Origin of the sequence: Psychrobacter sp. WY6 (genome assembly GCF_018448495.1) — a bacterium.
GTDB lineage: Bacteria > Pseudomonadota > Gammaproteobacteria > Pseudomonadales > Moraxellaceae > Psychrobacter.
On sequence record NZ_CP049902.1, the window covers coordinates 155,418 to 174,035 of the forward strand.

An 18,618-nucleotide genomic window follows, 5' to 3' on the forward strand; every position below is an offset into this window, starting at 1 on the left:
TGCGTAATTATAATGAAAGATGGGTTGTTTTTTGGCTCTATTCATTGATAATGTGAATAGTCATGAGCCCATGACTTTTTGACCGTTAGTGACTTGATAGCCCTGTACTATTTGAGCCGCTTATTTTTCGTGCTATTTATCATTTATAAGGTTTGACTGTGCCCGCTTCCTCTTCTACTAGCCTGCCTCTAGACTCAGCGCCTGTATCCAATCAGCCGCCTAATAATACGCTGCCACCGCCAAACCGACCAACGCCAAATCGCTTAAAACTCACTTACGATATCGTGATGATTATTGCCATCAGTATCGATCTATTATTGATTAGTATTGATGCTATCTTGATGAGTAGCTTTAGTAGCAATGCCGCAGGATGGCTCAGTATTAGCGATGCTCTCAACTGGTATCAAAATACCTTACATGAGCCTTTACGTACCGCTGGTGGATTTTTTACCCTATTTTTGATCTTTGAGCTACTGCTACGTTGGGCGATTGCGATTAAACAAAACGTCTACTATCGCTGGTTTTTTTTCCTTTTGTACATTGGTATGAAGTATTGGGGTGCTTTCCGCAGCTGCGTGCCTTACGTTTATTCCGAGCGGTCATCATTGGGCGACGCTTATACCAACTTGGTTACCAAGTGCTGCCGCAGCCATGGATTAATCGGATTAGGTTTTATATCGACTTACTGTTAGAAGAGCTGTCCGACCGCGTCATATTGACGACTATCCAAAACTTTCGGCAGCAACTGACCGATCCTAAAACGCATAAATCCTTTATTGAATCAACGATAGCTCGTAATCGTAACGAGATTGAGGCAGCAGTGCTGTCGATACTGCGCACAGAGCTAGCACCAAAACTACAGGAGTTGACGGCAGCATCAGGTGGCGGCAGTATATTAGCCAGCGAGATGGGCAATGCTATTGAAGAGGGTTTAGCTAATACGCCTGAGCTGCGTCGCTACCTACGCATGATACCGATTGCCGGTAGCTTGATTGAATCACAGTTGCAACACGTCGGGCACAATATAGGCGAAAACGTCGTTTACGCACTCAATAAACGCCTTCTAGACCCTGAACGCCTCGATTCATTGATGGTAGCGATTGCCAACGGCATTGCCAGTATCGATACGGATAATACTGCGTTAGATACCTTGATTTCGAGTATCATCGATGACAGTTTGACAGAATTTGAAGCGCAGGTAAAAGTGCAGCAGTGGAAGCATCAAGAGATGCTTCATCTATAATTCATACTGCTAATAGCACGCCCTGCCTACAAAACATTAGGCTTGGCAAGCAAATGAATGGTATGACTCGATAATAAAAACAACACCGTGGATACAGCGACAGAATTATCTCTTGAGGATTTATATATGACAGTTTCAGATAATGACAGCCAAGGCTCGAGCGCCGCACCAGCATTGGCATTTTATGGCAAGATGCTGACTTTTTCACGTTTGCAATTTAGCACAGATGATTTAAGTGCGATAGACGCCCAGCTTGCCGCAACGCTTAGTAATAAATCTAGCAATATCCCTATCCTTATCGATAGCGAGGTTGAACAAGATCTCTCAGCATTGGTAGAGCTTTTATGGTTGGGGCTTACAACCTATTGGCGTCGTGACTGGCACACTAGATGCGCAAGCCCGTGAACAGCGATTGGCCATCTTCCCTGCTGATGGCAAACGTATTGAGCGTATACCTAGCAAGAAAGCTGCAGCTCAAGTAAGCAAAGCTCCCGATGATAAGCATACAGAATCAGCCAGCATCAATTCAACCAGTAACAATTCAGACAGCACCAATGATACTGCAGCCATCAGCGAGTCAAACACAAAACAACGATAGCAACCACCACAGCAGAGACATTGGTGAGCGCTGAGCATATTACCAGCCTAATTTACGATCAAATGCTACGTTCAGGACAAAGCCTGAATCACGTGGGCGGTGATTTGATTTTGACCAATAGTGTCAATAGCGGGGCGGAAGCGATTACCGATAACAGCTTGCACGTTTACGGTCGTGCCCAAGGACGCTTGGTTGCTGGTGCTACCGGTGACAAAGATGCTCGTATTTTTTGTCAAGTTTTTAATCCTTCTTTGGTGTCAGTGGCGGGAACTTATTGCTTACGAGACAACTTACCTGAGCACGTGATTGACAAATCTGTACAAGTAAGATTTGTAGAAGGTGAAGGCTTAGTATTTACGGTAATGGATGACGCTTAAATTCTTTTACCGTTAAGAACGATAAATTCATTCATGATTTTTATAAATGTAGACAGGCTAAGCCGATTTTCATCATACATGACGCTTATTAAAAAACGTTTATTAGAAAATCTCAACAGTAGACGTTTAGACAGCGCACTTAATATTATAGTAAGTTATTTAACAAAAGTGTTCTATGATGAATCGCTAGCTCTGCCACTATCTACACTACTCGTCAGCGTCTATTTATTATTCACAATAGGCAATATTGACCAGAAAATTCTAGGTAGCACCGCTTTGTGATCCATATATAAGCTGTTTTTCTGCTTTACTATGGACGTGCTATAAATTTTTGTTTATTTATGCTAGGCTACCTTCGCAGGTAGTGTATATATAGCATGTGAATAATGTGCAATTGCGCTATTTTTTTATATAAAAGATATCCCATTGATTCATAGGAGTGTGCCATTGTGGCGAAGATAGTTGTAATCACTTCAGGTAAAGGCGGTGTGGGCAAAACCACGACAAGTGCCTCTTTTGCCGCAGGTTTAGCATTGCGTGGCTATAAGACAGTCGTTATCGATTTTGATGTGGGTCTACGTAATCTAGACTTAATCATGGGTTGTGAAAACCGAATTGTTTATGATTTTGTTGATGTCATCACTGGTAGCGCACGCTTGTCGCAAGCACTGGTCAAAGACAAACAGCTTGAAAACTTGTATATCCTACCCGCCAGTCAAACGCGTGATAAAGACGCCCTGACAGACGAAGGGGTGGCAGAGGTTATGTCTGAGCTGTCTAAACAGTTCGACTATATTATCTGTGATTCACCAGCTGGTATTGAGCGCGGTGCACAACTCGCCATGTATCATGCTGATGAAGCGATCATCGTCACCAACCCTGAGATTTCTTCAGTGCGTGACTCAGACCGTATTATCGGTATCTTGCAAAGCCAGACCAAAAAGGTTGAAGAAAACCAAGGCTCTGTACGTGAGCATTTGATTATTACTCGTTATAATGCTGAGCGTGCAGCAGCCAACGAGATGATGGACATTGATACCATTTCAAATGATATCCTAAAAGTTCCGTTACTTGGGGTTGTTCCTGAAAGTCACTCAGTGCTTGAAGCATCTAACCATGGTGAGCCAGTTATTCATTATACCGATTCAGTTGCTGGTCAATGTTATGATGACATCGTCGCCCGCTTCTTAGGTGAAGAACGCCCACTACGTCATATTGACGTGAAGAAAAAGAGTCTATTACAGCGCTGGTTTGGAGGTCAATGATGACGAAGAAAAAAGGATTTTGGAGTAGCCTATTTGGTACTGACGACAGTGGTAGCGCAGGTAGCGCTAATATGGCTACTGAGCGTCTTAAGGTTATCGTTGCGAGCGAAAATCGCTTAAAAACCGCTTAACAGCTGATCGTATCGAAAAAATGAAACGTGAGATTTTAGAAGTGGTCAACAAATATGTCAATGGCGTACAGATTGATGATGTGAATATCAATCATCGTTCTGAGGACAGCCTAGACGTATTAGAGATGAATATCAGTCTACCTGAACACAAAAAATAAGCGCTGTCTTAGAAAAACAAAAAAGCCCTAAGTATCATCACTTAGGGCTTTTTTATATTGCATGAAATAGTAGGTTTACCTATAGCAGCCTACGATTATTTTGATACCATTATTTTATACGCGCTATCAAATTGTCTTTTTTGACAAACTGATGATATAGAGCAGCACCGATATGAATAAGTGTAAAGGCAATAATGGTCGGCCAAATAATATCAGTATGCAGGTCATTATAAAAGCGTGCCAACCCTCTATCTGGTGTGACAAATACAGGGATTTGAAACAAGCCAAAAAATCGACGGGGCGTCCACCATAAACGGACATCAGCAAACCAGCTATTGGCATTGCAATTAATAAAGCATATAAGCCAAAATGCGACAGTTTAGAGGCTAATAACTGCCACTTTGGCATCGGTACAGGTGGCGGCGCCTTAATAAATACACGATTAAGCACCCGTGCTATCATCCAACATAACAAACTAATACCAAACGCTTTATGCAACCCAATATAAAGATTGTTATCCAAATTATCGTACAACAGAATCATTATCCACGTAACCAACAGTAAAACTGCACTGATCCAGTGAAATATCCGGCTGCTGACTGGCCACTTTGACACATTTGAATTGGTACTATTCATGAGCTGTCCTATTACCCTCATCACTAATTATCTATCATCAATGTTATAGACAAAACAACCACTCATTCAACGATTAGCAATCATCAAAGTAATTGGATAACCCTATTTCTCTGATAGTAGAAATAAACCCCGATATAAGCGAGATGCTATCTGTCTAAATCGACCAATTGATGCGCAATTTTGTCTAAGTCGGGCACCAAATAAGCCTTATCATCAATCATAACCGTTTGGAAAAGATAGGATAGCATAACGTTTTCATCAAAAGGTAGGGCTGTTTTGTCGCTGTCTATATTATCGGCATGCTTAGGGCTGTTAAATTGCTCAGGAACGTCAATATCTTTGACCTCAGAAATACGCACTTGTCGCTGGTGCAGCTCGCCTGCCGTTTGTAAAGCTAAACGATGATCGGTAGTATTGCCCTCTAATACAATCATGGTATCTGGCATTTGATCCTGTGGTAGCAGATGACATACCACTACCTTTTGCTGCTGCCATTCATAGGTTGCCGTGCGCTCATTATAATCATCCACACTCAAAATCAGGCTGCTTGGAATAAGCCAGTCAGGTTGGTCAAATGCTGGCACAATAGTGACATCAAGCATACCGTTATTCGTGGTCAGTAAACTCACTGCCTCAAACGAATGTTTCAAAATTTGTTTCATACATCGCTCACAATCAGTTAATGCAAAGAGGCTACTACTAATCTTTCATCAATATAATCTGTTAGTTTTTGTGCTAAATCCGCTGGACTGCCAATAAAACCACAATACCCTGAATCAATAATCGCCTGAGGTTGACTTGGGCAAGCGCTTAAGCTGGGATCTTGTACCCACAATTGACTGTTATTCTCTTGAATAAGATCCAGATACTGCGAACCATCATTACCCATGCCAGAAAATATAATATTGATAAGCTCGCTACCATAAACGTCGCTGGTGTTTTTGAGAATCTGACCAATCGCGGGCTTATACTCACCCTCCCAAGCTTGCTCTAGCAATATGACTCGACCGGTAGAGTCACAAACAATTTGTTTATCAATAGGAGCTATAAGACACTGTCCTGCTCTTAAACGCTGCGAAGAAGTAATCACCTGACAATGCCAGTCATTATGGCGATTCAGGATGCGTGGCAGTGTGCCAATCATCGTTTTATTAAAATGGTGCGCCAGCAAAATACACACCGGTAGCGTCGCCGACAAGTTATCCAAAAATTCTTTTATAGCACTAGGCCCACCCATAGAAGCACCCAAAAATACTACGTAGCGCCAGTCTGCATCAGCATTATCAGGTTTGTGCACGGGTGCATCCATTAAAACGGGTAATGCCAACATATGTGCCAGCTTACGCTTTAATTTGCGCTGCCATTTGGCATATTGCGGCGCTTCATTTAAGTAAGGTGCTTGACTAAAACCCACCAACACCGCAGCAGGCTTAGATGCCGTGGTCGCGGCTACCACACTGTCGTCGTAATCACTATCTATTAGCCAGATGTCAATCGAGGTATCAGAGCGCCCCTGTTTTTCTTGCAGTTGCGCCCGTGACATACAGCCAACAAGGCTAAAACCACAACTGCGTATAGTCAGTTCAAAACAAAAGTGTTATGTCTAGGACAAACATCATAAAATAATTTGGATAAGTCATTTTCCATCCACCCTTGGCGTAGAAACTTCACTTGAGCCCATTTTTTCTCAATAGGGTTCAAGTCTGGGCTGTACGGCGGCAGCCATAGGATACGATGACCATGCCTGTTCAGTAATTTTTGGATACGTCTACTTTTATGAAACCGAGCGTTATCCATGACAATCACGCATTTGGTTTTAAGGCTTGGGATTAGGGTGTGTTTGCACCAATCGTAGAATATGCCGCTGTTAATGTTGTGTTCAAAGTAATCCAGTGCAAATAGCATCTTTTCATATAGAGCCCCAATGACGTTGGTTCGCTTTTTACCTTGCCAGTTGTAGCTGTCGATACAGGGTTTGCCTATCGGTGCATAACCATGAGGACGAATGGTCTGGCTTTCAAAACCGCTTTCGTCCATATACACAATGGGATAACCTTGCTGTTTAAAGTTATCAAGCTTACTCTGATACGCCGCTCTTTTTATTGGACATGCTTTTGGATGCTCTAAGGTCTTTTTTTTGACTGATGCCTAGGCGTTTTAAAGCCTCACAAATGGCTGGGGCAGTACAGTTGAACCGTCTTGCTCTCTCATAGTGATAGTCATCAGGGTAACGCTCAACGTCTTTGCGTAGTGCATCATCCGGTATTTTTGATGGCGTAACATTGCGAGTGCTCTTACTATGCAGCCGTTTCTTCCACTTTTGAATAGTGGTTGGACTAATGTCATAAAAAGAGGCTGCCTCGGCAAAGGTCATGCCATCTGCTAAGCTTTTAAGAACTTGTTTGCGATAATCTAGTGAGTAAGTCATGATAATTGAGTATATCTGTTGAGATGTTTTATCTTATAACATTTTTATACTTAATGCACTATACAGTATCTGAAAAGGCCATACGCTGATGATGGTCTTCTGCCACTACCATCACCTTAATATCGTCCTTGTTTTTTCCTCTTAGCGCCAAGACACGTGCATTATCCTTCATAAGTTACGCTGACCTTTTGACCCAGTATGTGCTGGATTTTATTAAGTAGCTCTTGTTCTTGGAATGGCTTACCCATGTAATCGTTCACGCCAATCTCTAGTGCACGCTCACGATGCTTTTCACCTGTACGTGATGTGATCATGATGATTGGGATATGTTGTAAGCGCTTGCTGTGTCTCACTTGAGTAGCCACCTCGAAACCATCCATGCGTGGCATCTCAATGTCGAGCAATATCATGTCTGGTATCATGTCTTGTAATATCTCAATTGCATCGATACCATCTTTTGCCACGGCCACAGTAAACCCTTGGCGCTCTAAGAAACGTGACGTCACTTTACGTACGGTAACAGAGTCATCAACCACTAAAATAGTAGACTTAAACTCTAAACGACTCCGTTTAGCATCAGCAGATTGCGAGATATTTTTGACCAACTGCGCATTACGCATCAAAGCAATCAGGTCTAAGATAAGCATTACTGAACCATCGCCCATGATAGTCGCTGCTGAAATACCTGGTAGATTCGATAACTGTTGTCCTAGAGGTTTGACCACGACTTCAATACGTGACCCTGCAATCTGATCAACCTGTAATGCAATATTTTGTCCGCTACGATTCTTAATGATAATAAGTGGCAAACTGGTATTGGTATTAACGACCAGCTCATTCAGCTCATTGCCTGACAAAATCTCATTTAAATAACGCACTCGATAATCAACATCTTCAAAGTTCAACGTTGCATCGCCTGACTGATAATAGTCATAAAGCTTTTCTGGATTAATTCGTACCACACGCTCAATCTGTACTAAAGGTATCGCATAATAGCGATCCGCGGCACGCACAACCAATGCATCAGATACCGCAACCGTCAGTGGTAAGCGCATCGTAAAGCGTGAGCCTTTACCCAGCTCTGAGACAACCGATACAGCACCACCTAATTGACGAATCTCGCTGATGACCACATCCATGCCCACGCCACGTCCAGAAATCTGCGTCACTTGCTTACTGGTACTCAATCCAGCATGGAAAATATACTGCATGATATCAAGATCTGTTAGGCTGTTATCATTGGCATCAATCAAGCCTTGAGAAATGGCTTTGTTACGAACGGCTTCTACATCGATGCCGCGACCGTCATCTATTAACTGAATGACAATCTCACTACCTTCTCGATTTACCTCAAGAGTAATGCGACCACTACGCTCTTTACCTGCTTTTAAACGCGTTGAGGTATTTTCGATACCATGATCGACGGCGTTACGGAGCATATGTTCAAGCGGTGAAGTGATGCGCTCTAGAATGGTTCTATCCATCTCATCATCGGCATTGATGATCGTTAATTCGACAGATTTATTCAGCTCATTGGCAGTTTGTCGTACGATACGCTCAAGACGTGGCGTTAAGCGCGTAAACGGCACCATACGTGAATTCATAAGCCCATCTTGCAACTCGGTCTGTGTACGAGACAGCTGTAATAAAAGGCTTTCACTGTCTCGTGTTTTTTCTAATAAAGTATGATTAATATCAATCAAATCTGAGGCTGACTCTGTCAAAGATTTGGATAACTGATTTAAAGAAGAATATTGATCCATCTCTAGAGGGTCAAACCCTTCATGATTAATCAGCTCATCGTCTATCTGCGACAAGATCTGCGCCTCAAGCTCGATTTCCATTCGACGTAACTGATCAGCCAAGCGCTGTACCGTAATACCCATATCTTCGATACTATTGGTCAAGCTACTCATGCCCATATCGATACGAGCACGGTTGATGGCTGACTCACCAGACAGGTTAATCATATGCTCGATCAAACCACCTGAGATACGAATCATCTCATTATTATTGGCACTCTGATCTTCCTCACCCGTACTGCTGAGCATAGAGGGCATCTCGCTAATATCTTTTGCCAGATACTGTGAGTCTTGCTGTTCTCTAGCAATAAAGAGCGCTTCATGCTGCGATTGTAGGGATTCTTTAGGAATTTGCTTTAAGCTGTCAGGATTTTTACTAAATTGCTGCAATGCCTCAATCAATAGCGCAGGCGTCGGTGGATTGACATGTTGTATAAGGATAGATATTGCATCAGCAAGCCAGTCATGACTGGCAACCAGCAACTCCAATACTTTTTTGGTAGCAGGACGACGATTATCTACAAAATCTGTATAAACCGATTCCATTTCATGTGCCAGATCAGCGATACCAGCTGCGGTGACCATTCGTGCGCCACCTTTGATGGTATGCAAATCACGCTGCAATGCCTGTAATGCTGTCGTATTATTGGTATCTGTTAAGAACAGTTGCAGATACTTATTACGATTGGTAAGCTCTTCAGCTTCTTCTAAAAACACCGACAATATATCAGGATCTGGCAAACCATTCGCCCATGACTGTTTAATCATCATGTCTAGGCTCAAGGTATCAGATACGTCAGCGCTGAGGTGAGCGTTGTTAGCCACCCTATTTTGTGCTTCAGGTTCGAAGTGGGTTTTCGGTATAGGTATGATTAGCTCTACCGTTTCTGGCAAGGCTTGGGCTTTTACAAACTGTTGTATGACTGCTCTATCAGCGCTGAAGCAAAAAATGATTTTTTATGATTTACGATATGCAGTACTTGCAACGACATTGTGTCTTGCACTATTTGCATTATTTCAAGCCATTGTGGTGTCGGTATTCTTCTATTCTCTACAAATGCTTCATAGACACTTTCAGCTTCATGGGTCAGATCACCAATACTACGAATACCTGCCATTCGCGCACCACCTTTGATAGTGTGCAGATGGCGCTGTAAAACTTTTAGCGCATTTATATTGCTGATATCAGCACGCCACTTATTAAAACTCTCATCCAGCGCGGCATCGAGCTCTTGAGCTTCTTCTAAAAATATCTCTAATAGCTCAGCATCAGTATCAATAGATTCAAGCTGTAGCTCAGGTGCTGCAACGGCTCTCACGACAAAGACACTCTCATCACCATTGCTATCATCGTCTTGGTAAATACGTTGTAGATCTTCAATAACTTGTTGGTCAATCTTCAATGACGTGCTACCAGCCAATGCGTCGAACAAACCAACCAATTGAGCATGACCAGCGTGTAAAACCGACTGGGTATCGATATTTCTTACCGTATCAATATTATCACTCAAATAGGCATAAGCGTGACCCAACTCATTGAGAATAGAGGTGAATTTTGGAAACGCTTCTGCTTTATTGGCTAAGTAAGCTATTTGCGATATTTGCTGCGATATATAGCCCTGAACATGTGCTGTCTCAGAGTGATTAAGTGCGTCATCTAATTCCCACTCAGCATCCAATAGTTCATCAATATTTATCTAACAACTGCTCTATCGTTGGTTTGTTATCAGCCGTGACCTTATCATCGCTAATGACGTATTGATCACCAAGCATGGCTTGCAATGAGGCTATGTCTTGCTGACTTTGTGCATCTTCGATCGATATATTTTGCGGCTGAACGTTTTGCTTGTAGTTGTTCAAATAACCGTCCATTAGCGTAGCAGACTTCGCCAATGCTTCTAGATGTTGAGCATTCATCGCAGTATCTTGCTGCTGTAGTAGCTCTAAGCTATGCTCTATCGTTGCGCTAACCTCGCTGATCGCTGCTAAAGCGCTAGAACCTGAAGCCCCTCGCAAGGTATGGAATGCGCGTACAATCTCATCCGTCACTTCAATATAAGACTGATCTTGATGCTCATCAACGAATTGGTCAATATCTTGCAACAGTCCTTCTGCTTCGTCGATAAAAATCTCACAAAACATTTTTTCTTCTTCGCTTTGCGGTGCTAAATAAATAGGCGCTTCTGCTATCATTTCATTGACAGAATTAATCGTCTGCAGCGTGGTATCTATCTCTGTATTAAGATTATCTTGGGTCGGGCTATGCTCATCAATAGCAGGCGACAGTACTGACGCTTGGATGGTCTCATCCTCAGAACTATTTGATGCTTGCTCATACAAGGCAGAATAGCTAAATTCGTCCCCTTGCTGTTTGCTATAAGCATTGGCGCATGCGATCCATAAAGGCACCATCGCTGGATAATTTTGGCTGTCATTTTCAAATACTGTTAGCATCGTAGGATAGGCAGCTAGCACATCAGCAATAAGCTGACGCATATCTGCTGAGACAGTCACACTATGATCCAAAATGCGATTAAGCATATTTTCTATAGCCCAAGCCAGCTCAGCCGTATAATTTGCACCGACCATACGACCGGAACCTTTTAAGGTATGGAACCCACGACGAATATCCACCAATCCGCTTAAGTCAGCTGGCAATAATCGCCAATCTTCATATAAAGGTACAATCTCAGCCAATACTTCATCAGCTTCTTCTAAGAATATCTCTTTAATATCAGGATCGGCATCATGAGCATCTGCCGCTAGCTGCTCAGTTTCTTGCATAAAGGGTTTGAGTATCGCTGGAATATCAATAGCAGATAAGGAAGCAACAGCAGTGCTCTTTGTACTATCAGCAGTTGTCTCGTTTGACTCATTGCTCATGTCGAGAGCACTTAGCAATTCAGCATCATCATCAAATGGTTGAGATAGTGCTGAGTCTGAATCAGCAGTGACAGCATCTAATATGGTCAGCCCAGCATTGATAGGTTGCTGTGTCATGAGGTTATGGCTTTGTAGAATAGTGACAGCAGGATCAAAGCTTGGAGATTGTTGTGCTTCAAAATCTACCACTAATGCTGGTAGCCGTTTTGCCGTATCCATCACCAGATTTACGACGTCATCTGTGACAGGCAGCGTCTTATCTAACAGACGATTGAGCAGATTTTCGATTGACCATGCCATTTCGCTGATGCTAAAAGCCCCAACCATACGTCCTGAGCCTTTTAAGGTATGGAACCCTCTACGCACCTCAGTGAGTGGGGTTAAATCCTTTGAATCTTGCTGCCAAATAGGTAAAAAGTCTTCTAAATCAGCAATGACTTCCGTCACCTCTTCGATAAAGATGTCACGAATCTCTGCGTCCATCTCAAAATTATCAGGCTTAACTTGCTCACGAGCACGCGTTAATGCGTCACTCTCCGTACTATCACCATCAGCCGTATCTTGCCCTACCACACGCTCATGATCTACATCAGTCAAAGCTTGGTTAGCAACATCATTTTGACTATTAGCAGGAGCAATCTCGCCACTATCATCGTAACGCAATACGTTGGTCGCTACGGATTTTTGGGTAAGGAAAGTGTCGCTAATCGTCTCTGGCGATGCAATATAATGAGTAAGAAGTTGGGCGGCCGTCGCAGTATACTCATTTGCCCGCATTAATAGCTGCTGGTCAAAAACCTGCTGTGCAAGGTAGTCAAGCAACAATTCAATAGACGTTAGCCCTTCAGCCAATGCCTGAGTCACATCCCAACTGAGTACGTCAATCTCATGAATGGTCAATTGTGTAAATATGCTTGCCATATCATTCATGGTTTGACGAATTGATGGCAATCCCATGTCGGCAAAAGCATCACCAATATCGGTAAAATCAGCAGCAATGGGCAGTAAGTCAATGTCTTGACGCTGTACATATTCATGGAAGCTTTGTTTGACATCTTCTACCGCGATGCGCAGCTCACGTAAACTTCCACCAACAGAAGCTGTCGCAGGACTTGTTTCCGACTGCGTTTCAATACCTTCAAACGTTGCAGACAATGTCGTAAAAGAAGCAGCATCCCCTATCTTGAGAGATATCGTCTGTTCAGTATGATAGATAGCGTTATATAGCTCTTGAAGCTGACGCTCAATCTGCCATTGTTCTTGCGCAAATCCTGTTTCTGATGATAGAGCCTGCTCTATGTCTGTAGCAATTGCATGTATTTGCGACACGTAATAAGTCCAACCTCGACCTTCGAGTTGACTTTGTATTTTCTGTAAAGGAATGAGAAGCGTGTCTGGCTTATCCAAAGTAAAGATAAGTGTCTCAAGCTCACTGAGTATACGTGGTAAAAAACGTGATCCCGTTGACGACGTTTGCGACAAATCATTTAGGAGTGACTGAGTGCGCTTGCTACTTTGAGCAAGGCATTTAGTTCGACATACCCTTATGATTAAGCTTCGAATAACGCTTGATGACAACTGAGCTTGCTGAGTGCGAGACTCTATTACTTGATCCAGCTGACTTAGCAATGACGCATAATGCTCAGGTAATGGGGTATCATTATGAGCAAGGTCATTTAGCCACAGTTCCGTTAAGTACCAAAGGCGTTGTAAGTCATCATGTTGAGTGGTCTGCCATAAGTATTGGCTAACTCTTTCTAGTGTAGTCAATAAGGACGGCTGATTGGTATTGGCACTCAATAACGCTTGTACTTGCTGTCGCCAAACCAGTAATAATTGTTGATAGTGATAATCAGCTAAATGCGTCGCCGTTCTATTCGCCGGCATCATCACTTCGATGCTATTAATACCATCGATAATATGATCATCGATAGCATGATTATTTAGATTCTTATGCTGAGTATTCGCCAAGCTGACCGAGATATCTGGCGCTACCCCCAGTTTCGATAGTGCTTGAGTAAGCTCGTCAGCAGCATTATCAATTAAAATGGTGTTTTGATTACCCATACCTGCGTATTGATTCAACTCACGCTGTAGTAAGCGATGAGAAAACTGACCAATGCGGCGGTCGTTAGCAGAAATACTATCGCGACTGCTAACGTCTGCCAGCAAGCTCAGTTTATTGGCAAGACCTGCTAATAAATTAAGGCGAATCATCGTTAGCGCGCCGCCAACCTGATGATAATGTTGCACCATCTGATCGTAATCAGTGCTATCAGCGTCTAACTGCCAGCCATCAGATATCTGTGATAATTGCTGATTAAACAGTGGTAATAACCACTCAAGCGTCACTATGTCATTGGGCTGGTTTTTCATAGGGTTATCCTAACTTGTCTAGGCACTAATTTAGACATTAATTTTTTGCCACACATTAACCTGTGGGTGCGCAATACGGCGCATATTTGAAGGACGCCAAAACAACGCCTCACCTGGAGCCAATATAATATATCCACCTAACGCACACTGCTCTGATAGCCTTGCCAAAATATCACGCTGATCAAACTTGCGAAAATATAGCAGCATATTTTGACAGATAATGACATGCTGAAGGTGCGAAGTGGGTGGTTTTTGCTCAATAATATTGTGTAAAGCGAAGCTAACATAGCGTCGTAACGTTGGCGCAATCTGCCAGTCGGTCTGAGTGCCAGTCATCGCCTTTTTTGCGGTAGACACCTTATAAAAATGCGATTGGCTGATATCACACTTAGCTCGCAATGGCTGAACGAACTGCTGGCACAGGTCTGGAATTAACGACTGCTGCCGCTTATCATACTGCCCTAGTCGTGCTTTCGTAATGGCTTGTTGGCTAACATCTGTACCCAATATCGTATAATTAATCAATTGTTCAGAAGCCAAGCTCATTGCCAATGACCATGTTTCTTGTCCACTGGCACAACCAACACTCCAAATGCGAAATAAATCATTAGCATCATTGTTGTGACCACGATCAGTACTATTGGCAGTAAGCTGCTGGCGCTGATGCTGTAATGCACACTTTGTGACAAAATCGATAGAAGGCATATGACGAAAAAAACGACTTTCGTGAATCAGTACTTTATCCAATAACTGTTGGCGTACTTCATCGTTTTTTGGTAGTTGACACCACAGCTTTTCAACTGTCAATCCATGTGATAATGCCGTATGTTCAATCGCATTTATCAACCATTGCAGCTGGACATTGGGTAGAACGAAACCAATCTCTTGTTCTATATATCGCTGCCACTGCTGCACATCAAAACTGTCTGCCTGCAGCAAACCCTTAATCAACGAGGGCTTGACTGCTTTGATAGAGTTGCTATCTGGTTGAGTAAAATTATTCACGTCACCTGCTATAGTCACTGCTGCAAATCATCGTATCTGCACAGTATATTATTAACACATTAATTTAAAAACGGTCAGTGGTCTAACACCTACTTGACGTTAACACTTGTCATTACACACTTGCTGATAACGCTTCTTCGGTATCCAACATCTCGTTTTCTAGTAGCTCATCATCGTTCGATACTTTAAAACCAGTGACTGACTCTTGCAATGCTGCAGCCATTTCGCTCAGCTCACCAATAGAGCGCGCGGTTGCCATTGTGCCAGAAGAGGTCTGTGAGGTAATATCTTGAATAATATTCATCGTATGAGAGATGTGACCAGCAGATTCTGCCTGCTGCAAAGCGGCGTTTGAGATGTTTTGAATCAAGTCAGCCAAGGTATTAGAAACGCTCTGCACTTCTTCTAGCGCTTCACCAGCATCTTTTGCCAAACGTGCACCGCGCACAACTTCAGAGGTCGTCGATTCCATTGACATAACTGCTTCGTTGGTATCTGCCTGAATGGTTTTTACCAAGGTTTCAATCTGCTTGGTAGCGTTAGCTGAACGCTCAGCAAGACGTTGGACTTCATCAGCAACGACCGCAAAGCCTCGACCAGCCTCACCTGCCATCGATGCCTGAATAGCAGCATTCAATGCCAAAACGTTGGTCTGGTCAGCAATATCATTAATCAAACCAACGATATCACCAATTTCTTGCGAAGACTCACCCAGACGTTTAATACGTTTTGAGGTCTCTTGAATCTGATCACGAATCACGTTCATACCTTCAATAGAGCGCTGTACAACTTCCGCTCCATTATGAGAGATGGCTACTGAGCGCTGAGCAACAGTCGCTGATTCTGAAGCGTTGTTCGAAACTTGGTCAATCGATACTGTCATCTCATTAATAGCCGCTGATACACCAGCAATTTCTTGTGCTTGGTGCTCAGATGCTTCAGCAAGTTCGACTGCATTCATCTGTGTTTGGTCTGAAGACTGCGAAACGCGGTCAGCCGTGTTGTTAATAACCAAAACCAATTGACGTAATTGGTCAATCGCAAAGTTCACTGAGTCAGCAATTGCCCCAGTAAAATCTTCTGATACGGTGGCATTAACCGTCAAATCACCTTCTGCTAAATCACCCAATTCATCAAGTAGACGTAGAATAGCAATCTGGTTACGTTCGTTTTCTTCTTGAATTTGACGCGCTCGCTCAGATTCCGCTTCTGCTTCCTGACGACGACGCAAGGTTTCTTTTTCAATGAGTAGACGCTCTGATCCCCCACGCTGCTTCAGTAACTGATACAGAGCAAAGAGGATGCCTAATACCCCTACGACAAATATAATCGCTGGTAAAGTAACGGATTGATTAAAATCAGCCAAGTACTGACTTACTGACGATAACGAATTGACCAGCCAAATCAGGCAGGCCACACTTATTAGCACAAAAAACCCTAACAATAACTTCCACTTGCTATTAGCGTCCTTGCCATCTGTTGTATTGGTCGTACCAGCTACAGGTTTCTTTATAACATCACTCATCGTACGTATTCCTTTCAAACAATCATCAAAGTCTCATCGTGACTGACTTTGACAATCTTATTGCTATAAAACAACAGTGATTAGCAAAGCCTGTATGAATACTGACACCCAACTGTATCATGTCATTCGCTATTATTTCGTCATCGTTATAGCAGCCAGATAGCTGTTATCGACTGCTATATTGCAGCATCGGTATACTGCAGGTCTTGTGCGAGCAGGCTTGGCATAAAAACATACCAATCTTGCTCATTTTTAAAGAACTTACCGTGATTATAAGGAGCAAAGGGCGAATTAGGCTCTATAGCTTCTGCACGGTATTGATCATGCGTAAATTGTTCAATCCCAATAACTTGATCCACTAACAGTCCTGAAAAGAGATTGTCATGTTCAATGACAATGACTTTGCGTTGGCTCATTTGCGTTAAACGACTAGGAACCTGTAGAAACTGAGACAAATCAGTGATTGGCAATAGGCGTCCGCGAATATTGGCGATGCCTAGCATCCAAGGCTTCACTAGAGGCAAGCTGGTATACTCTGGCATGGCCAATACTTCTGATACTTGACCCATCGGTGCAACTAACCGCTGTCCGCCAATCTCGAATACCACACCTTGCCAGTCATACTCTTGTCCACCGCGGCGTCCACTTTTGCGCGCGCGTGCCAAGTCTGCTAAACGCAGAAGCTCAATAAACCCTCTGGAAGCCACAATCTACTCCATTACTTTACGAATGATATTAACCAATCCATTTTCGTCAACGGGCTTAGCCATATACTCTTTAGCGCCTTGGCGTTTTCCCCAAACTCGATCGGTTTCCTGATTTTTGGTACTGATCATAATCACTGGAATATGCGCGGTGGTTTTACCTCGAGTAATTTTACGAGTGGCCTGAAAACCGTTCATCTCAGGCATAACCACGTCCATTAAAATGACATCTGGTAAGTGATCAATCGCCATCTGGCAACCTTGCTCACCATTTATGGCCTCTAATACTTTAAAATTATGTCTGGCAAGCATGTCGCGAAATTTCGCCATCTCAGATGGTGAGTCGTCAATGACTAAAACTGTAGTCATAGGAATTTCCTTTATTTTCGAAAGTATCCATAAGGATATGTTGTTATATTATTGAGACAATCCGACTGAAAGTAGCACGCCAACCATGAATGGCAGGGCCACTCTCTTAACAGTTTCGATTAAATATTAAGCAATTATTAGTAATATTTTATCAATACTAAATCTCTTAACCGTAATGCCTAGCCTAATTTATCTGATTCTATAAAGCATAGCAATGCATAAATGATACCAACTTGTAAGACGATATTTAACGATATATCTACAAGCGGACTTATTTATATTAGCGGTACTGATTAATTGCCTCGAACAGCTCATCTTTACTAAATGGCTTGGTCAGATACTCATCTGAACCCACGATACGACCACGCGCTTTGTCAAATAAGCCATCTTTAGACGACAACATAATCACAGGTTTGCTGGCATAATCAGGGTTATTTTTTATTAGCGCACAAGTCTGATAGCCATCCAAACGCGGCATCATGATGTCGACAAAAATAATATCTGGATTGTTATCGACAATTTTTGCTAAAGCATCAAAACCATCAATGGCGGTCACAACTTCGCAACCCGCTTTTTGTAATAAAGTCTCTGCGGTACGGCGAATGGTTTTTGAATCATCAATTACCATTACTTTTAAACCATCAAAATTATTTTCCATTATCAGTGTCCTATAAACGACTATTTATTCTTAATACCATCCATCAATGCAAAAATTTAACGGTTATTTCAACTTGTCATATCATCCATTATTGGACTGATATGAGACGCTAAATTTGCATTACCATATGTTATGACAGTCGACATATCATCTGCCAGTATCTGCCTGTCAAACAGAGCGTCAACATGGGCTACTATACGCACTTTCTAATTAATAAGCTTACTAAATTGCGCCAAATCTATGGCTTTTTAGACAACTTATTTTGCTTTTATTATCGTCCACTGCAACCGTATTTGGCTTCAAACAAGGTAAAGTACCTTTTATTACTGATGACCATGACCATGACGATGACGATAAAAGAGGTAAGCCCGAAGCAGAAGAACCATCAACCTTATGATATTTCTGCATTATATAGAAACGCTTGGCACATTGCTGAATAATTTTCTTTTGTGATAAAAAT

General features: G+C 42.5%; 16 protein-coding genes and 4 pseudogenes. 6 read left to right on the top strand and 14 right to left on the bottom strand.

Annotated features, from left to right (window positions below; all coding sequences use genetic code 11):
- Positions 1–158: 158 nt before the first annotated feature.
- The 5 genes and pseudogenes from G7Y90_RS00810 (at position 159) to minE (ending at position 3,772) form a co-directional block, all read left to right on the top strand.
- On the top strand, positions 159–692 hold the full coding sequence (locus G7Y90_RS00810; RefSeq protein WP_250163141.1) for a hypothetical protein: 534 nt from the start codon (positions 159–161) through the stop codon (positions 690–692).
- A complete protein-coding gene (locus tag G7Y90_RS00815) occupies positions 638–1,243 on the top strand; it encodes a hypothetical protein (RefSeq protein ID WP_250163142.1) in 606 nt (201 codons plus the stop codon). The genes G7Y90_RS00810 and G7Y90_RS00815 overlap by 55 nt, the downstream gene beginning before the upstream one ends.
- Before the next feature lie 126 nt (positions 1,244–1,369).
- A pseudogene (gene minC / locus G7Y90_RS18755) lies at positions 1,370–2,218 on the top strand (septum site-determining protein MinC).
- A gap of 449 nt (positions 2,219–2,667) precedes the next feature.
- Complete coding sequence (gene minD / locus G7Y90_RS00835; RefSeq protein ID WP_045444058.1) at positions 2,668–3,483, top strand: septum site-determining protein MinD; 816 nt, start codon at positions 2,668–2,670, stop codon at positions 3,481–3,483.
- Positions 3,483–3,772, top strand: a pseudogene (minE, locus tag G7Y90_RS00840) (cell division topological specificity factor MinE). The gene minD and the pseudogene minE overlap by 1 nt, the downstream one beginning before the upstream one ends.
- Before the next feature lie 109 nt (positions 3,773–3,881).
- On the opposite strand, the gene G7Y90_RS00845 reads toward minE, so the two are convergent.
- The 14 genes and pseudogenes from G7Y90_RS00845 to pilG form a co-directional block, all read right to left on the bottom strand.
- Complete coding sequence (locus tag G7Y90_RS00845) at positions 3,882–4,055, bottom strand: cytochrome b/b6 domain-containing protein (protein ID WP_250163146.1); 174 nt, start codon at positions 4,053–4,055, stop codon at positions 3,882–3,884.
- Positions 4,037–4,429, bottom strand: a pseudogene (locus tag G7Y90_RS18760) (cytochrome b); the annotation flags it as partial. The gene G7Y90_RS00845 and the pseudogene G7Y90_RS18760, both read right to left, overlap by 19 nt.
- Positions 4,430–4,554: 125 nt before the next feature.
- On the bottom strand, positions 4,555–5,070 hold the full coding sequence (locus G7Y90_RS00850; protein WP_201560524.1) for a hypothetical protein: 516 nt from the start codon (positions 5,068–5,070) through the stop codon (positions 4,555–4,557).
- A gap of 17 nt (positions 5,071–5,087) precedes the next feature.
- Positions 5,088–5,951 (bottom strand): chemotaxis protein CheB, encoded by an 864-nt coding sequence (locus tag G7Y90_RS00855; RefSeq protein WP_250163147.1) that lies wholly within the window; start codon positions 5,949–5,951, stop codon positions 5,088–5,090.
- 35 nt (positions 5,952–5,986) lie between these two features.
- Entirely contained in the window at positions 5,987–6,511 is a 525-nt protein-coding gene (locus G7Y90_RS00860; RefSeq protein ID WP_201541007.1) for an IS630 family transposase, read from the bottom strand.
- Positions 6,486–6,836 (bottom strand): IS630 transposase-related protein, encoded by a 351-nt coding sequence (locus G7Y90_RS00865; RefSeq protein WP_201541006.1) that lies wholly within the window; start codon positions 6,834–6,836, stop codon positions 6,486–6,488. The genes G7Y90_RS00860 and G7Y90_RS00865 overlap by 26 nt, the downstream gene beginning before the upstream one ends.
- 161 nt (positions 6,837–6,997) lie before the next feature.
- Entirely contained in the window at positions 6,998–9,532 is a 2,535-nt protein-coding gene (locus G7Y90_RS00870; protein ID WP_250163148.1) for a response regulator, read from the bottom strand.
- 11 nt (positions 9,533–9,543) lie between these two features.
- Complete coding sequence (locus tag G7Y90_RS00875) at positions 9,544–10,317, bottom strand: Hpt domain-containing protein (protein ID WP_250163149.1); 774 nt, start codon at positions 10,315–10,317, stop codon at positions 9,544–9,546.
- Positions 10,318–10,324: 7 nt separating this feature from the next.
- Positions 10,325–13,897, bottom strand: a complete 3,573-nt coding sequence (locus tag G7Y90_RS00880; protein WP_250163150.1) for an Hpt domain-containing protein — start codon at positions 13,895–13,897, stop codon at positions 10,325–10,327.
- 30 nt (positions 13,898–13,927) lie between these two features.
- On the bottom strand, positions 13,928–14,902 hold the full coding sequence (locus tag G7Y90_RS00885) for a CheR family methyltransferase (RefSeq protein ID WP_250163151.1): 975 nt from the start codon (positions 14,900–14,902) through the stop codon (positions 13,928–13,930).
- A gap of 112 nt (positions 14,903–15,014) precedes the next feature.
- A pseudogene (locus G7Y90_RS00890) lies at positions 15,015–16,088 on the bottom strand (methyl-accepting chemotaxis protein); the annotation flags it as partial.
- 515 nt (positions 16,089–16,603) lie between these two features.
- Complete coding sequence (locus tag G7Y90_RS00895; protein ID WP_055124771.1) at positions 16,604–17,134, bottom strand: chemotaxis protein CheW; 531 nt, start codon at positions 17,132–17,134, stop codon at positions 16,604–16,606.
- 3 nt (positions 17,135–17,137) lie between these two features.
- Positions 17,138–17,500, bottom strand: a complete 363-nt coding sequence (locus tag G7Y90_RS00900; RefSeq protein WP_045444033.1) for a response regulator — start codon at positions 17,498–17,500, stop codon at positions 17,138–17,140.
- A gap of 280 nt (positions 17,501–17,780) precedes the next feature.
- A complete protein-coding gene (gene pilG / locus G7Y90_RS00905; protein ID WP_045453505.1) occupies positions 17,781–18,158 on the bottom strand; it encodes a twitching motility response regulator PilG in 378 nt (125 codons plus the stop codon).
- A 262-nt stretch (positions 18,159–18,420) separates the two neighbouring features.
- Between pilG and G7Y90_RS17595 the strand changes: the two genes are divergently transcribed.
- Positions 18,421–18,555 carry a hypothetical protein gene (locus G7Y90_RS17595; RefSeq protein ID WP_284143798.1) on the top strand — a complete coding sequence of 45 codons (135 nt, stop codon included), beginning with the start codon at positions 18,421–18,423 and terminating at the stop codon, positions 18,553–18,555.
- Positions 18,556–18,618 lie beyond the last annotated feature (63 nt).

Coding starts and splice junctions, on each gene's coding strand:
- G7Y90_RS00850 (WP_201560524.1), bottom strand. CDS start 5,070: ATGAAACAAATTTTGAAACATTCGTTTGAGGCAGTGAGTTTACTGACC.
- G7Y90_RS00855 (WP_250163147.1), bottom strand. CDS start 5,951: ATGTCACGGGCGCAACTGCAAGAAAAACAGGGGCGCTCTGATACCTCG.
- G7Y90_RS00865 (WP_201541006.1), bottom strand. CDS start 6,836: ATGACTTACTCACTAGATTATCGCAAACAAGTTCTTAAAAGCTTAGCA.
- G7Y90_RS00880 (WP_250163150.1), bottom strand. CDS start 13,897: ATGAAAAACCAGCCCAATGACATAGTGACGCTTGAGTGGTTATTACCA.
- G7Y90_RS00900 (WP_045444033.1), bottom strand. CDS start 17,500: ATGACTACAGTTTTAGTCATTGACGACTCACCATCTGAGATGGCGAAA.
- pilG (WP_045453505.1), bottom strand. CDS start 18,158: ATGGAAAATAATTTTGATGGTTTAAAAGTAATGGTAATTGATGATTCA.